We start from the raw sequence: 14,142 nt of genomic DNA, 5'->3' as shown, positions 1-14,142 counted from the left end.
CGAGCCTTTTATAAAAAGTGCTTTGCATTCCAAAAGCTTCTCACATATTACTCTGCGAAATTTTAGCTCGGATCGAAAGGACTTGGATTCCTTTCTTGTCCTAACAAATTTCGGGATAAATTATAAAACAGGTGTTATATTAAGGAGAAGCAAATGCAGTTCGGCGTAGTAGAAAAAGCATTATTACCTACTCTCTTAGCCATCGTTATGCTGGGAATGGGATTCGGCCTGGCAATCTCCGATTTCAGGAGGATCTTCACAACCCCCTTACAAACGTTAGTTGGGACTTTGGGGCATTTTGTGATTATGCCCTTGGCAGCATATGTAGTGGTCCTTCTGCTTGGGCTCGAGTATGAGTTGGCATTGGGAGTGATCCTCGTCGGTTCTTGTCCGAGTGGTACTACTTCGAATCTGATCAACTATCTGGCAAAAGGAGATGTGGCTCTTGCAGTTGTGATCACTTCTCTTTCTACTTTGCTTTGTCCGATCCTGACCCCGATCATCGTGACTTTTTTCGGTTCTCTTTTGGATTCTTCCGGAGGGAAGGTGATGGAGATCTCTTTCTTAGAGATGTTGAAGACTGTGATCGTGATCATAGTTGTCCCCATCACAATAGGAATGAGTGTGAAGCATAGATTTCCGAATTTTGCGAAGCAAATAGAAAAACCGTACAAGATCTTTTCCATCCTATTCTTGGTCTTTGTAGTGGTATTCGTTACTTATAAGAATAGAGAAGAATTCTGGAATATGGTGGCTCTTGTAGGATTTGCGGTGATCCTGCATAATACATTCGGGTTCGTCGTGGGATATTTGGTGCCTAAGCTTCTTCGTTTGGGAGAGAGGCAATCTCGCACGATCTCCATCGAGGTTGCGATCCAGAATACGACTTTGGGAATGACTCTTGCGATCCAATTCTTCGGGCCCAAGGTGGCTTTGCCTTCTGCGATCTTCAGTATCTGGATGTACATCACCGGACTCATCATGGCATTGGTATGGTCCAGGGTATTGCCTCTTCGGGAAGAAAAGACAGCCTAAGAATATCAGATTTCTATTATATTCTATCTTAGAAAAGAAGGGCGGCTGGTTAGGCCGCCCTTTTAATTAGAGAAGAAGGTTAACTAATGCGAACCAGAAATCGGTCACATTTGCATCGTCTGGGTTCACAGCTTCGAAGAAGCTTTGGAAGGTGGAGCTTCCCAATAGGTAGTTCGTGATGAACGTGCCTAGGTCTATCCCCGTATTTCCGATCTCCGTTCCTGTAAATTCCACGATAGAAGTACAATGGCTTTCATTAATGCTTCTATAATATGGAATGAAATACTCCAGGTTGGAATATCGATCATACTGAGCCTTCAAATTCTCAATATCCTGGGCCCATAAGGTTGAGATGATATATTCCTTGTCTGCGGGATTATTCTCATCCAAGCCGTAGAATCTGGCATAGGAATACATGGAATAATTCGCGTCCCTACGGAAGAGCGTGATCGCCAATTTATCCTTAGGATATTTCTGAGCTAGCGCTTCGCTGATCTTTCCATAATCCGACTTGATATCGATACCGGAAAAATCCGCCTGAGCCTTGTTCACAAAATAGTCCGTATTCCAAGCATCTCTGATCTTTTGTTGCAGAGGCCACTGGTTACCATATCCCGGAGCAGGAAAGATAGGGCCTGAGTCGTTCAGTAGATAGCTCATGCTAGGAGTTAAAGCTTTTCTAATGAAGTGATAGTTGATCAGAGAGCCTGTCCCTCCGGCGCTGCAACCGGATACCATCATCTCTTTCGGCTTGTTGAAGTTCGCCTTTAGCCAATTCACAACCAATTCCATATTAGTAGCGCCCACATGTCTGTACGTGACAGGCGGGTTTTGCCCGGTAGGATCCGTATATGTGACGACCTTATTTCCTGCGTATACATCTCCAGTGCAATACGGAATAAACACCTTATTCCAAGAAGAAGTCTTCACATTCTGTCCGGTAGGGTTGTTCTTAAGAACAATAGGCGAAATAGCTGCGTTCGGACTTCCTCCCGGTTTGTTCGGATCGATAAAGTCCCCGAAGTTCATATAATTATCGGGAATACCGTTCGGATTTGCGGCTCCTCTGATCCCGGTCTGGCCGGTGCAGCTTGCGTAATCCCAGCAGGCTCCTCCAGGCTCGAAGTAGACCAGCAATCTACTGGAATTTCCCAAGATCCAATCCAGGATGCCATCCGCACGATCTACGAAGATCTTATAAGGAGATCCGTCGCTGCAAACCGCACCAGGAATATAGATCACATCGTAAGAACCGTAGACTAGACCAGTGAGATCGTCTAACGCGTTTTGCGATTGCATTTCTCCGGCTTTATTTGCCGTAGAGAAATTAGGTTGCTTCTCGTCGACTAAGCCGGACAATAATGCCAGCTCTTCGTTATTATTCGTTTTGCCATCCGGCGCACAGGCCCAAGCGATACACAATAGCGCTAAGACCGATGCTCGGATCCAAATTCTCTTCACATCTTTCATTCTATTTGCCTCCAGTTTTAAATCCCTATTTCGCTTTTGATTGCGGGAATTCTAAAAGAACCTGAGCGCCTTCCGTGCGATCGGAATTGCTCAGTCGGATCCGGATCCCCATCCGATCCAAAAGTTTTTTGGCGAGAGCCAATCCGATCCCGCTGGAGGATTCGGAGCCGGTGGGCTTCGCCGAGAGAATGGAAAATTCTCTGAACATATCTTTTTCGTCTTGGGGTTGGAATCCTGGGCCGGAATCTTCTATATATATTAGTAAAACATTATCTTCTTTCGTTTCCATGAGTTTGCTGGAAAGAAGGATGCGAGAGCCTAAAGGGGAGAATTTGGCCGCATTACTGAGTATATTGTCGAACACCCGATATAACATCTGAGGGTTTGCGTAGAAGGAAAACGGATAACCGGAAAGTTCGTCTTCTATCCGTATATGCTTCGAGGAGAAAAGGAATTCCAGATTAGAAGCTACGGAACGAAGCAGGAGCTCAGGATTAAGAGTTTGATTTCCTCCTTCTATCGTTTCGCTTTCGAGAGAAGAAGAAGCCAGATACAGTATATCCTCGATAGACTCCAGGATCTTTCTAGAAGTCCGATCGATATGATCCAATACTTCGGGTGGTTCCACATAGGATTTACTCGGGCGATTCGAAGATAATACGGGGCTCGGTTCTCTTGTATATAAACCCACTAAGCTTAGGATCCCTGTAACGGGGCTTTTTAGATCATGGATCGCAATTCTTAGGATCTCCGATTTTTTTGCGGATTCCATGACCAGTTTTCTGTTCAGCTCTCGGATGGATTGTTCCTTATGAAAAGAATTCACCTTGGTTAAAAAACTGATCCTATCCATAAGAACCGTCATAATGAGCATGAAAGAAAAATTCTGGACCAAGAAAGAAGAAGCCAGATCCAGATAGAACATACAAAACAAGAAGACTGCATAGTTCAGCATGTAGATCAGGGTTTTTGTCTTATCAGGATAACGAAGAAGCACTGCGATCCCGAGTTGGGTGAATGCGAATAAGGAAAGATCCGTGCCGAACTTGAAGATGATCAGGTTCATTGCAGTTCCGCTGAATGTCAAGAAGGTCGTTGCTGCTATCGTGATCCATTTTCTGGTCTTAAAATCGTGCCTAAGAATGGGAAAATTCAGAAGGATCGTAAAAAGTAAACATCCGGGAAGAAAGATGGAATTATAGATTACCAAAGGAAGATTTGTATAATCTCTCGAAAAATCCCTCCAATCCAGGATCGCAAACGGAATATAAGCGATACATAAGAACGGGAAAAGATATCTGAATATCAAATATACTTCGAAGTATGCGGAGCGGATGAACTCTTCGTTTCGCTTAAGTTCTTCTAAGATCTGAAAATGTTTCCTCATGAATAAGAGAAAACTCTTGGATCTGGCTCTGAATGTGACGCATAGGTTCTTCATGGTAAACCGAGAACCTTAGTATTCGAGTTTTTGAATATAGAAAGAAGTTTCGGACCTTGGGATCTACTTACGGGAATGTTATGATCCGCTGCTAACAATAGACGATACGACGAAGGACCATTGAATAGTATCTTTCTTACTTCTTCTAAACGGACTAGATAGCTTCGGTGGGCTCGATAGAATCCGTGGACTTCCAATTCTTTCTGGAGTTGGTCCAAGGTCTTTCTGACCTTCTCCACTTTTCCGTTCTTGGTAAAGATCCTGGCATAGTTCCTTTCGGATCTCGCAAATAGGATCTCTTCGGGTTCAATGAGATCGATCCCTTCTTCTTTTTTTAAAACGATCCCTTTCGGTAAAAAGGAGCTCGAGGGGAAGGATAAGAATCTTTCCATAGCCACTCTAAATCTTTCTCTTGTGATCGGTTTGGGCAAAAAATCCAAAGCGGAGAATTCGAACGCCTTGACTGCATTGTCTCTCTCGGAGGAAACGATGATGGTCTGAAAGAAACTTTTGCTTTCGGATTCCAGTAATCGGAAGCCTGTCTTCCCTTGTAGATTGATATCCAGAAACAGAAGGTCCAAATTGTTCTCTCGGATAAAAGACTGAGCGGACTCTAGATCTTGGATGTAAGAGATAGAATGATTTCGTTCTCCTAGAAATTCTTTGGCTAAAATTTCCAAACAACGGGCAGACAAAAGGTCGTCTTCTACGATTAGGATCCGCATGGCAGAGAAGTGTAACCTAATGGAAGATAGTCGTCAACGAACTAGGGACAGAGAGAAAAATACAAGGGACGAATGGATGGTTTTATGTAAAACAGGTGTTATTAATAACACATGCGATTTTTATAAACTATTTGTTAAAGATCTTTTAATCGTTCCAAAGAACGTTATGCGAAATATTTAAATCTATCCATTCGGCGTTTTCTATAAATAAAATGACTAAAACGTCAAATCCGTCATTTTACGATCCGAATCTATTCCGTAACAGATGTCTCTTTTACATTGGAAATTTATTATTTTAGGGAGAGCAGACGAACAGAGAAGGATCTGTGCAAAAGTTTTCTCCTCTTGCAAGAGAGAAGTACAATAAGCGAAGCAGGAGGACTGGCTCCTTCTGCCAATTGGATGGGCTGGACCGAGCTCAAAAAGGATTGGACAGCTAGGAAAAACAGGGTTTTGTTGAAAAAGCGGGAACAATTCCTGCTTTCGATCTCATACTTCCTAGAATCCAATTGAATGCAAGAATAGAGGGGAAATCCGATGTCCGGTCATAGTAAATGGGCAACGATTAAACGCAAAAAAGACGCGATCGATTCCAAAAGAGGCGCGATCTTCACCAAGGTAGTCAAAGAAATCACTGTAGCGGCGCGTATGGGTGGAGGGGACGTGAATACGAACCCAAGACTCCGACTCGCGGTCCTAAAAGGAAAAGCTTCGAATATGCCCAAAGATAATATCGAAAGGGCGATCAAGAAAGGGACCGGTGAATTAGAAGGCGTCGTTTACGAGGAATGTTTATACGAATGCTTCGGCCCCGGTGGAACCGCCATTATGGTAGAAGCAGTGACCGACAAAAAATCCCGGACGACTCCGGAGATCAAAAGCATTTTGACCAAATTAGGCGGTTCTCTTGCAACTACCGGTAGCGTTAGTCGCCTTTTTGAGAGAAAAGGTGTGATCGTGATCCCGGCAGGACAAATCTCAGAAGAAGCTCTCTTCGAATTGGCTGTGGGTGCGGGCGCAGAAGATGTGCAGAATGAAGAAGATGTCTTTAGGATCGTAACTTCTCCGGACGATTACGAAGCTGTGCAGACCGCTTTGAACGAGAAAGAAGTAAAAGCGGACGAATCTGAGATCAAATTCGTGGCTCTTTCCGGTACCGAGGTTTCGGATAAGGAAACTGCGGAGAAGATCATGAAACTCCTAGATAACTTGGAAGCTCACGACGATGTGCAAAGCGTGAACTCCAACTTCGAACTTTCTCCTGAGTTGGAGAAGGAGTTCGGTTAAGAGTTCCTACATGGTGGGAACTTCGGAAATTCTCACTTGAAAGTATGCTGAGTTTGTGGTATAGGGGCGCATGCGTCCCACGAGCCACTCCCCCCACCCAAGTGCAGGGTGGGGGCGCCGTTTCGCTGATCCCAAGAGTTCCCACATTAGGCTCCTCTGAATGAAAATTTTAGGCATAGATCCAGGCTCTCATCGTTTAGGTTATGCCGTTCTCCAAAAGGAAAAATCCCATATCAAGGTCTTGACCTATGGGACCATCGAGGTCCCTCCTGGCACGAAGAGCCCGGTCAATCTCATTGCAATTCGCAGACAATTGGATGCGATCCTGGATGAATATCATCCTGATCTGGCTTCCGTTGAGGAATTGTTCTTTGCGAAGAATCGAACCACTGCCGCCAAGGTCTACGAATCCAGGGGAGTGGTCCTTCTTACATTAGGAGAACATAATGTTCCTGTTGTGGAGCCTACGGCCTCTCAGATCAAAAAGGGAACTACAGGGAGCGGCACTGCGGATAAGAAGGATATCAAGTCGGCTTTGAAGTTGCTTCTGGGGCTCGCAGATCTAACAGGCCATGACGATTCCTGGGATGCGATCGCTTCTGCCTATGTTGGTTTTGCCATGAGTGGTTCTTTCGGAAAAAGATAAGTCCAAAATCCGGCAGAAGATCGAGTCTGCATTTTCCAAGATCATTATATTATAATGATCTGGACAAACTCGAAAAGATTGCAGATTGTCTTCTGCGGGTATATTGTATGAGTATGAAATTTTCTGTAGCTGCGATCCTATTCCTCTCCTTGATCTTGGGAGCTTGCTCTAAAAGCCAACCGCTAGTTTCCTTCCAGGAAAACGATCTATACGGATACAAAGACAAACATGGTAAGACCAAGATTGCCGCTCAATATGTGCAAGCCTATGATTTTAACGAGAATGGAGTAGGATTCGCCTTCGGTAAGGAAGGATGGGTTTGTATCGATCCACAAAACAATGTATTGCTGCATCCTTTCCCTTTCGACAATGGACCGGACGATTTTATTGAAGGCTTGGCTCGATTCGTAGAAGGGAAAAAATTCGGGTTTTTTGATCCTTCTTGCAAGAAGGTAATCCCCGCTTCTTACGATTTTGCTTATCCTGTCCAGCAAGGCTTTGCTATTGTTTGTAACGGTTGTTCTCTAGTAAAAGAAGAAGAACATTCCCGGATCCAAGGTGGAAAATACGGACTGATCGACAGAACAGGTAAGGTAGTCCTCCCTGTGGAATACGATTCTATTTCCGATGTGGATCCGAATACGAGTTCGGTCGAAGTGATCCAAGGAGACTCGAAAAAAGCAATAAGACTTCCATAAGATCTTTCCCTGCGAATGCAGGATCTTGGCTATCTATGCGGCAGCGATGCGCAGCGCTTTAGTCCGGGCTTTGCCCGGATGAGCGAAGCGAACGCGTAGCAGCGCGACTCCCGCTTGCGGGAGGGCCGCCCAATCCTATTTAGCTAAGTAAGCGCCTAAGAATACGGAGCCCATACAGAGGACCAGGCTCGACGCAGTATATAATATAAATAGAATATAGTTTGCGGATTCGAGTGCTTTTAGGTTTTCTAAAGCGAATGAGGAGAAGGTAGTGAATCCTCCGCAGAATCCGACAGTGGCAAAAAGCCGAAGCTCATCTTCTATCTTGTTTTGGCCGAATCCATATAGTAATCCTATAGCCAAAGAGCCCAAAACATTGACTAACAATGTGGAAATTGGAAAGGATCCTGATTCCCTTGGAAGCCATAGATGGATCAGGTAACGGGCAACAGAACCCAAAAATCCGCCTAAGCCTACATACACTAAATTCATTTTGCGTTTTCTTCGTACAGGATCTGCAATCCTCTTAGAGTAAGAAGAGGCTCTATCTTGTCGAATATCTTTGGATTTGCGGCGTGGATCGTGGTGACAAGCCCACCGGTCCCGATGACCGCATAATCCTTTCCGTAAGCTGCGCGTATCTCTCGGATAATTCCTTCCAAGAGTCCGATCCATCCAAAGAAGAAGCCTGCCTGGATGGATTCTATTGTGGAATCGCCAAGGATCTTAGAGGGAGCTTGGAATACGATAGGAGGAAGTTGCGCCGTATTTCTGGTCAATGCATCCATGGATCCTTTTAATCCAGGAGCGATCACTCCACCTAAATAATTCGGAGTATCGTCTACCACGCAGAAGGTGGTTGCTGTTCCTAGATCGATGATGATTGCTTTTCCCGGATGATCTTTTACTGCGGCAGCCGCGTTTACCAATCTATCCGCTCCGATCTCAAAGGGTCTGGGATACACGATGCCAAACGGGAGTTTCATTTGGTACTGAACTCGGATCGGTTCTATCCGGAACCAGTCGTGGATCATTCTTTCTAGGATCGGATTCAATTGAGGAACAACGGAAGAATAGATCCCGCCTACGATCTGAGAACTGTCTATCTCGAACTCTCTTAAGAATCCTTTCAGATACAGACCCATTTCGTCCGAGGTCCTATCTCTTCTGGTAACTGTTCGTCTGTGAAAGATAGGTTCTTTGGAACCGTTCTTGTAGATCCCGAAAACGGTGTTCGTATTCCCTACGTCGATTACTAAAATCATTCCTATCCCAGGGACTTGAAATCCTCAGGACTGTCAATGAATTCGATCGTATTTCCGACCGGTGTTCGAACCAATAATTTTCCTTCTTCATTGATGCCTAGTAGGGTCCCCGTTTGTTGGGAACCGTTTTCATTCCAGGAGATGCTCTCTCCTTTCCATAAAAGTCTTTCGTTAATGAACTTGATCCGATCTTCTCCATCGGATAAGGCGAGTGCGGAATCGTTTAGGTTCGGAAGTAATGCTTCTAAGAATTTTTTCCTTCTTCCTTGTTCAGAAGGATCGCCCGTTACGAATCCTGCTTCGGTAAGATAGTCGGGGACTTCTTTTCCGAAAAGATTGATGCCTATTCCTACGATCCAATCCCAATCGTTTCCTTCTTTTTCGGTCTCGATCAGGATGCCGCAGACCTTCTTCCCATCTATATAAATATCGTTGGGCCATTTGATCTTAGCCTCTCTCTTGCTTACAGAGGGATAAACGTTTAGTATTGTCTTAAGTACGGCTGTCCCGATGAACAAGGAGAATAGACTGGGAGAAGAAACTGCCTCTGTAGATCGGAACTTGCCCGAGAAGATAAAAGGCTCCTCTCCTAAGATTGACCAGGTTCTACCCTTCCTGCCCCTGCCTGCGGATTGAAATTCTGCGAGCACCCAGGTACCTGGGGGATATTCTTTTCCTTTTAGGAGGGTATTTGTGGAATTTGCTTCTGAGAGAATGATCCCTCTATCGGGTTCAAGGAGTCGAAAAGACATGGGCTTTTAGTATCCGCTCATTTTCGTCGGACAAGAAAAATTCTGGCACCCGGCGGAAAAAGCAAGGTCCTAAGAAGCGGTTTGATATTCTTCCCCTCATAAAAATATAAAGAGCATAAAGAGGTTTCCCTTGAAGCTTTCCGAGGTTTCTATTCGCAATCCGATATTCGCCTGGATGATGATGCTGGCCATTATCTTGCTGGGTAGTATCGGCTTCTCCCGTATGGGGCTTTCCCAAATGCCCGACGTGGACTTTCCCGTTGTTAACGTTACTCTCAACTTGACCGGAGCAAACGCTCAGGTAATGGAGACGGACGTTGTCGATCCGATCGAAGAAGTACTAATGACCGTGCAAGGAGTCGTAGAAGTTCGCTCCGTTTCCACGGACGGTTCCGCAACGATCACCGTAGAGTTGGAACTCAAGAGAGACGTGGATGTGGCCGTCCAAGAGATCCAAACAAAGATCGCTCAGGTCAGTAATAAACTTCCGGACGATCTAGATCCTGCCATCATCATGAAATCCAATCCGGACGATCAGCCTATCGTTTGGGTCGCCTTGACTGCCCCGAATCGAACGGATCAGGAAAAGATGGTCTATGTAAAGACGCATCTTAAGGATAAGTTCCAAGAGATCTCCGGAGTAGGAGAGATTATTCTAGGCGGTTACGTGGATCGGACGATCAACGTTTTCTTGGATCCGATCCGTTTGCTTCGCACTGAATTTACCGTAACCGATATCATCAATACGCTTACAGAGCAGAACATAGAGGTTCCTTCCGGAAGAGTGCAGAATAGGATGTCCGAGGTTTCCCTTCGTGCCGTAGGAGACGTTCCAACTGTAGAACAATTTTCTAATATATATCTTAACTCCAGGAGCGGTGCGGCGATGTTCCGTCCGATCCGCTTAAGAGAAGTCGCAAAGGTAGAAGACGGACTGGACGAGATCCGAAGGATCTCCCGGTTCAACGGAGTCTCCGCTGTCGGTTTGGGGATCAAGAAGATCAAGGGTTCCAATGCTGTGCAAGTGGGAGACCTGATCAAACAGAAGGTAGTTGAATTGCGTCCTTCTCTTCCTCCCGGATTCGAACTGAATGTTTCCAATGACAATACCACTTTCATTAAGGACTCCGTTCATGAGTTGGTATTCACTCTTGTACTCTCTGCACTCTTGACCGGGCTAGTCTGTAGGCTATTTCTTGGGAACTGGAGTAGTACTTGGAACGTTTTACTTGCCATTCCTACTTCCGTGATGGGGACCTTCCTCATTCTGTATTTCGCAGGATTCACTCTGAACACATTCACTCTCTTGGGTCTGTCTCTTGCTACGGGGATCGTAGTGGATGACGCCATCATGGTCTTGGAGAATATCAGTAGGCATAGGGAATCCGGCAAGACCTGGTTCAATGCCGCCTTGGACGGGGCCTCCGAGATCCGCTTTGCTGCGTTAGCTGCTACTCTTGCGATCATAGCGATCTTTTTACCTGTGGCATTCATGTCCGGGATCATAGGTCGCTATTTCTTGGAATTCGGAGTGACCGTTTCCGTAGCAGTTGCGCTTTCCCTTTTTGAGGCGTTGAGCTTTACTCCGATGAGAGCCTCTCGCTACAGGGAGAAGATCGCAGCCCAGGCGAATAAGAAGAAGGGCAAGGCACCGGTCTTTCCGATCCCGGCTCAGGAGGGAAGGTTCCAAGTCCTCTTCTCCAGATTCAAAACCGCAACAGAACGTTATTCTTTCTTTAAAAGAATGGATCCCGTCATAGAGAACTTCCTCCAATTCTCGGAAAGGGTATATGGAAGAGCCTTGGAGTTTGTGCTTCGTAGGCCTGCATTTGTGCTCGTTGCTTCTACTTTGTTCTTCCTATTCTCTCTGGCTTTTCTAGGCTTATTGAAGAAGGAGTTCATTCCTCCCCAAGACATGGGAAGATTTATACTGAGAGCCAAGATGCCGATCGGCTCTTCTATCATTCGAACGGACGAAGCGATGAAGAAGGTGGAAAATTATCTGACCGCCAAGCCGATCGTGGAAAAATACATGAGCAATATCGGCGGCTTCGGTGGAACGGAATCGAACACTGCTATGTTCTTTGTCACGATGAAGGACATGGGAAGTCGTCCTAAGAGCAAGAAGACCGGAAGAGAGATCACTCAATTCGAAGTATTTGCGGAACTTCGTAAAGAGCTCAAGGAGTTGGTCCCGGAAGCTAAGTTCTCCGTTCAAGACCTTTCTCAAAGAGGATTCAGTGCCGGTCGCGGATATCCTGTGGAGTTGGTCCTCACCGGCCCGGATTGGGCTACACTCGCAAAACTTTCGGATGGTATCCGAGAGAAGTTGGATTCTACCAAGACGATCCTGGACATCGATACTGACTATGTATCCGGACAACCGGAAGTGAAGATCCTTCCGAATCGGGAAGCGGCAGCTCTTCGCGGTGTGAGTATGGCGAATATAGGGAATACGATCGGTCCTCTCATGGGAGGACGTTATGTGAGCCGCTTCACAGAGAACGGAAGAAGTTTCGATGTTCGGGTCAAGATTGACAAGGATAAGGGAGAGAGTCCGGATATCATCCCGAATATCGGAGTTCGGAATACATATGGAGAGATCGTAAGACTGAAAGATGTGCTCGTCTTGCAGGCAACGAATACTCTCAAAAATATCACTCGAGTGAACCGAGATAGGTCCATTAAAATCTTTGGAAATCCTCCTAAGGAGAAGGGGCAGAACTGGGCCACAGACCAAGCTTTGAAGATCGGAAGGGAAATGCTTCCGGAAGGATATCATATGGAAGTTACCGGTTCCGCTAAGACTGCTGCGGAATCCGGTTCTAGTTTAGGTTGGGCGCTTGCACTTGGAATCGTGATGTCCTTTATGATCCTTGCAAGCCAGTTCAATAGCTTGAAGCAGCCCTTCTATATCCTTCTTTCCATGCCTTTCAGTTTTTCGGGAGCCCTGATCGCCTTATATATCGCAGGACAATCCTTCAATATGTACAGCTTTATCGGGCTCATCCTTCTCTTGGGACTCGTTAAGAAGAACTCCATCCTTCTTGTAGAATTCGTGAATCATGTGAGGAAGGAAGGAAAGAGTATACCGGACGCGATCCGATTGGGATGTCCGGTGCGCTTGAGACCCGTGCTCATGACCACCTTCTCTTCGATTGCGGCGGCTATCCCTCCCGCTCTGGCCTTGGGCCCGGGTGCGGAGACAAGGATCCCGATGGCGATCACCATTTTGGGCGGACTCGTGGTTTCCACACTGATTACTTTAGTAGTCGTTCCTGCCGCCTATTATTTGATGGAAAAAGAAACGAATGAATCATCTATACTTTCAAAATAAATATTATAAATACTTAATTTTTACTCTTTTCACATTCCTTTCGCTTTCTTACTGCTCCTCCACACCTGAGGTAAAGGTGGCGGACGGAGTGGTCGAGGATAGTCTCAAGACCATCACCGGGGTTACCACCCAGGATGTGGAAAAGGTCACTTCAAAGGAATCTTACGATCTGGACGACCTTTATGTTCTCGCTGTGGAAAGAACGGAAAGGATCGCCTTAAAGAACGAGGCTACGGAGCAAGCCTTAGCACAGAAGGACAAGGCATTCGCAGGATTTCTTCCTACCTTGTCCTACGTGTTCAACAAGTTCTATGCGGTTCCAGGTCATACGACCCAACCCACTCTATTACAGAATTATAAAACGTATCAAGCGATCCAAAACGGGGATTTGACTTCCCTCATTCCTTCCAGTAGTTCGAGCAGCTTGCCTCCTACGGTCGGTGCGGGTTCTCGTCTATTGCTCTCGGTGCCGATCACTGCGGCTTTCTCTTCTTATCAGGACTATAAGGCAGGAAAGAATCTAGCGGAACAAAGAAGATTGGAAGCCAAGCACGAGGCAGGAAGGATGTATCTAGAACTAGCCCAGGCATACTTCAATTTTCTTCAATTGCAAGAAAGCGTGAAATATTCCCAGGAGTCCTACGATCTGAACAAGGATGCAGTAGACGAACGCAGAAGGATGTATGCAGTCGGAAGGATCATGAGATCCGATCTGCTGAATTCGGAGACCAGTCTTTCCAATGCAGAAGCAGTACTAGCGGATGCGAAATTCCAATTGGAACAAGTAAGGATCACTCTTTCCACAATGGTAGGAATAGACAAGCCGATCTCTATCTCGGGATTTCTTGCGGAACTTCCTCAGGTCCCGACAGGTGTGGGAGTGGACGAGTATCTTTCCAAGAGATACGATATTCTAGCTGCGAACCAAAGTGTAAAGGTGGCCGAAGCCCAGAAGAGTAAGGCCTGGGTCGGATTCGCTCCTACGATCGCATTAAATAATTATTATTCTCTTCCGTATCCTGGTACCACAACGAGCAAGGACATAACCGCGCAGTTGCAGATCACGATGCCTCTAACACCTTTCTCACAGATGGCGGATCTGAAAACAGCCGAGTCTGCGAGAAAGCAGGCAAAGCTAACCGCTTCTCAGACCAGAAGAACGGCAACCCAAGAGATCCGAAACGCCTTCGAAAGTTACAAGAACTCTGAAAACATTCTCTCCATCTACCAGAAAGCATTCGTTTCTGCGAGAGAAACTTCTCAAAGTCAAACCAGCGGATATCGCTCAGGAAGGAATAGTAGGATTGAAGCCATTGCTTCTCGGATAGGAATGATCAATGCGGAGATGATCTACAGAAGAATGTTCCACCAGCATGCTTTGAATCGAGTGGCGCTCGGAGTCTCGATAGGAGAACTCCCTCATTTGCCCGGAGAGAAAAAAGAAAAGGATTAAGAGAAGAAGCAGCCGGCTTTCGCCGACTGCTTT

Annotated in this window: 12 protein-coding genes; 6 read left to right on the top strand and 6 right to left on the bottom strand. The window is 45.9% G+C overall.

Features of this window, described 5'->3' with window-relative positions:
• The first annotated feature begins 153 nt into the window (after positions 1-153).
• Entirely contained in the window at positions 154-1,035 is an 882-nt protein-coding gene (locus tag EHO57_RS05110) for a bile acid:sodium symporter family protein (RefSeq protein ID WP_135646205.1), read from the top strand.
• Positions 1,036-1,101: 66 nt separating this feature from the next.
• Here EHO57_RS05110 and EHO57_RS05105 read toward each other — a convergent pair whose 3' ends face one another.
• Genes EHO57_RS05105 through EHO57_RS05095 form a run of 3 tightly spaced genes read right to left on the bottom strand, consistent with a single transcriptional unit; the run spans position 1,102 to position 4,671 of the window.
• The gene (locus tag EHO57_RS05105) at positions 1,102-2,505 is read right to left on the bottom strand and encodes a pectin acetylesterase-family hydrolase (protein WP_135646206.1); all 1,404 of its coding nucleotides are present in this window, start codon (positions 2,503-2,505) and stop codon (positions 1,102-1,104) included.
• A gap of 25 nt (positions 2,506-2,530) precedes the next feature.
• Entirely contained in the window at positions 2,531-3,946 is a 1,416-nt protein-coding gene (locus tag EHO57_RS05100; RefSeq protein WP_135646207.1) for a sensor histidine kinase, read from the bottom strand.
• Positions 3,943-4,671, bottom strand: a complete 729-nt coding sequence (locus EHO57_RS05095) for a LytR/AlgR family response regulator transcription factor (RefSeq protein ID WP_135646208.1) — start codon at positions 4,669-4,671, stop codon at positions 3,943-3,945. The genes EHO57_RS05100 and EHO57_RS05095 overlap by 4 nt, the downstream gene beginning before the upstream one ends.
• A 537-nt stretch (positions 4,672-5,208) precedes the next feature.
• Between EHO57_RS05095 and EHO57_RS05090 the strand changes: the two genes are divergently transcribed.
• From EHO57_RS05090 to EHO57_RS05080, 3 genes are all read left to right on the top strand, one after another.
• Entirely contained in the window at positions 5,209-5,958 is a 750-nt protein-coding gene (locus tag EHO57_RS05090) for a YebC/PmpR family DNA-binding transcriptional regulator (RefSeq protein ID WP_135646209.1), read from the top strand.
• Positions 5,959-6,118: 160 nt separating this feature from the next.
• Positions 6,119-6,604, top strand: coding sequence for a crossover junction endodeoxyribonuclease RuvC (locus EHO57_RS05085; protein WP_135646210.1), 486 nt, complete (start codon positions 6,119-6,121; stop codon positions 6,602-6,604).
• A 113-nt stretch (positions 6,605-6,717) separates the two neighbouring features.
• Positions 6,718-7,302 carry a WG repeat-containing protein gene (locus tag EHO57_RS05080; protein WP_246050530.1) on the top strand — a complete coding sequence of 195 codons (585 nt, stop codon included), beginning with the start codon at positions 6,718-6,720 and terminating at the stop codon, positions 7,300-7,302.
• A gap of 135 nt (positions 7,303-7,437) precedes the next feature.
• Here EHO57_RS05080 and crcB read toward each other — a convergent pair whose 3' ends face one another.
• Genes crcB through EHO57_RS05065 form a run of 3 tightly spaced genes read right to left on the bottom strand, consistent with a single transcriptional unit; the run spans position 7,438 to position 9,319 of the window.
• Positions 7,438-7,794: a fluoride efflux transporter CrcB gene (gene crcB / locus EHO57_RS05075; protein ID WP_135646212.1), complete on the bottom strand. Its 357-nt coding sequence runs from the start codon at positions 7,792-7,794 to the stop codon at positions 7,438-7,440.
• On the bottom strand, positions 7,791-8,567 hold the full coding sequence (locus EHO57_RS05070) for a type III pantothenate kinase (protein WP_135646213.1): 777 nt from the start codon (positions 8,565-8,567) through the stop codon (positions 7,791-7,793). The genes crcB and EHO57_RS05070 overlap by 4 nt, the downstream gene beginning before the upstream one ends.
• 2 nt (positions 8,568-8,569) lie before the next feature.
• A complete protein-coding gene (locus EHO57_RS05065; protein ID WP_135646214.1) occupies positions 8,570-9,319 on the bottom strand; it encodes a biotin--[acetyl-CoA-carboxylase] ligase in 750 nt (249 codons plus the stop codon).
• A 175-nt stretch (positions 9,320-9,494) separates the two neighbouring features.
• On the opposite strand from EHO57_RS05065, the gene EHO57_RS05060 reads away from it, so the two are divergent.
• Positions 9,495-12,656, top strand: a complete 3,162-nt coding sequence (locus EHO57_RS05060) for an efflux RND transporter permease subunit (RefSeq protein WP_246050587.1) — start codon at positions 9,495-9,497, stop codon at positions 12,654-12,656.
• Entirely contained in the window at positions 12,631-14,109 is a 1,479-nt protein-coding gene (locus EHO57_RS05055; protein ID WP_135646216.1) for a TolC family protein, read from the top strand. Before EHO57_RS05060 ends, EHO57_RS05055 begins: the two co-directional genes overlap by 26 nt.
• Positions 14,110-14,142 lie beyond the last annotated feature (33 nt).

Source organism: Leptospira langatensis (genome assembly GCF_004770615.1).
In the GTDB taxonomy this organism is placed as follows: domain Bacteria; phylum Spirochaetota; class Leptospiria; order Leptospirales; family Leptospiraceae; genus Leptospira_B; species Leptospira_B langatensis.
The sequence above is the reverse complement of the archived record's forward strand: the minus strand, read 5'-3'. Positions and strand labels throughout refer to the sequence as shown.

What these genes read in the sequence shown, in the direction of transcription:
- EHO57_RS05070 (WP_135646213.1), bottom strand. Translation starts at nt 8,567, where the DNA reads ATGATTTTAGTAATCGACGTAGGGAATACGAACACCGTTTTCGGGATC.
- EHO57_RS05090 (WP_135646209.1), top strand. Translation starts at nt 5,209, where the DNA reads ATGTCCGGTCATAGTAAATGGGCAACGATTAAACGCAAAAAAGACGCG.
- crcB (WP_135646212.1), bottom strand. Translation starts at nt 7,794, where the DNA reads ATGAATTTAGTGTATGTAGGCTTAGGCGGATTTTTGGGTTCTGTTGCC.
- EHO57_RS05065 (WP_135646214.1), bottom strand. Translation starts at nt 9,319, where the DNA reads ATGTCTTTTCGACTCCTTGAACCCGATAGAGGGATCATTCTCTCAGAA.
- EHO57_RS05105 (WP_135646206.1), bottom strand. Translation starts at nt 2,505, where the DNA reads ATGAAAGATGTGAAGAGAATTTGGATCCGAGCATCGGTCTTAGCGCTA.
- EHO57_RS05060 (WP_246050587.1), top strand. Translation starts at nt 9,495, where the DNA reads ATGATGATGCTGGCCATTATCTTGCTGGGTAGTATCGGCTTCTCCCGT.
- EHO57_RS05110 (WP_135646205.1), top strand. Translation starts at nt 154, where the DNA reads ATGCAGTTCGGCGTAGTAGAAAAAGCATTATTACCTACTCTCTTAGCC.
- EHO57_RS05080 (WP_246050530.1), top strand. Translation starts at nt 6,718, where the DNA reads ATGAAATTTTCTGTAGCTGCGATCCTATTCCTCTCCTTGATCTTGGGA.
- EHO57_RS05095 (WP_135646208.1), bottom strand. Translation starts at nt 4,671, where the DNA reads ATGCGGATCCTAATCGTAGAAGACGACCTTTTGTCTGCCCGTTGTTTG.
- EHO57_RS05085 (WP_135646210.1), top strand. Translation starts at nt 6,119, where the DNA reads ATGAAAATTTTAGGCATAGATCCAGGCTCTCATCGTTTAGGTTATGCC.
- EHO57_RS05055 (WP_135646216.1), top strand. Translation starts at nt 12,631, where the DNA reads ATGAATCATCTATACTTTCAAAATAAATATTATAAATACTTAATTTTT.
- EHO57_RS05100 (WP_135646207.1), bottom strand. Translation starts at nt 3,946, where the DNA reads ATGAAGAACCTATGCGTCACATTCAGAGCCAGATCCAAGAGTTTTCTC.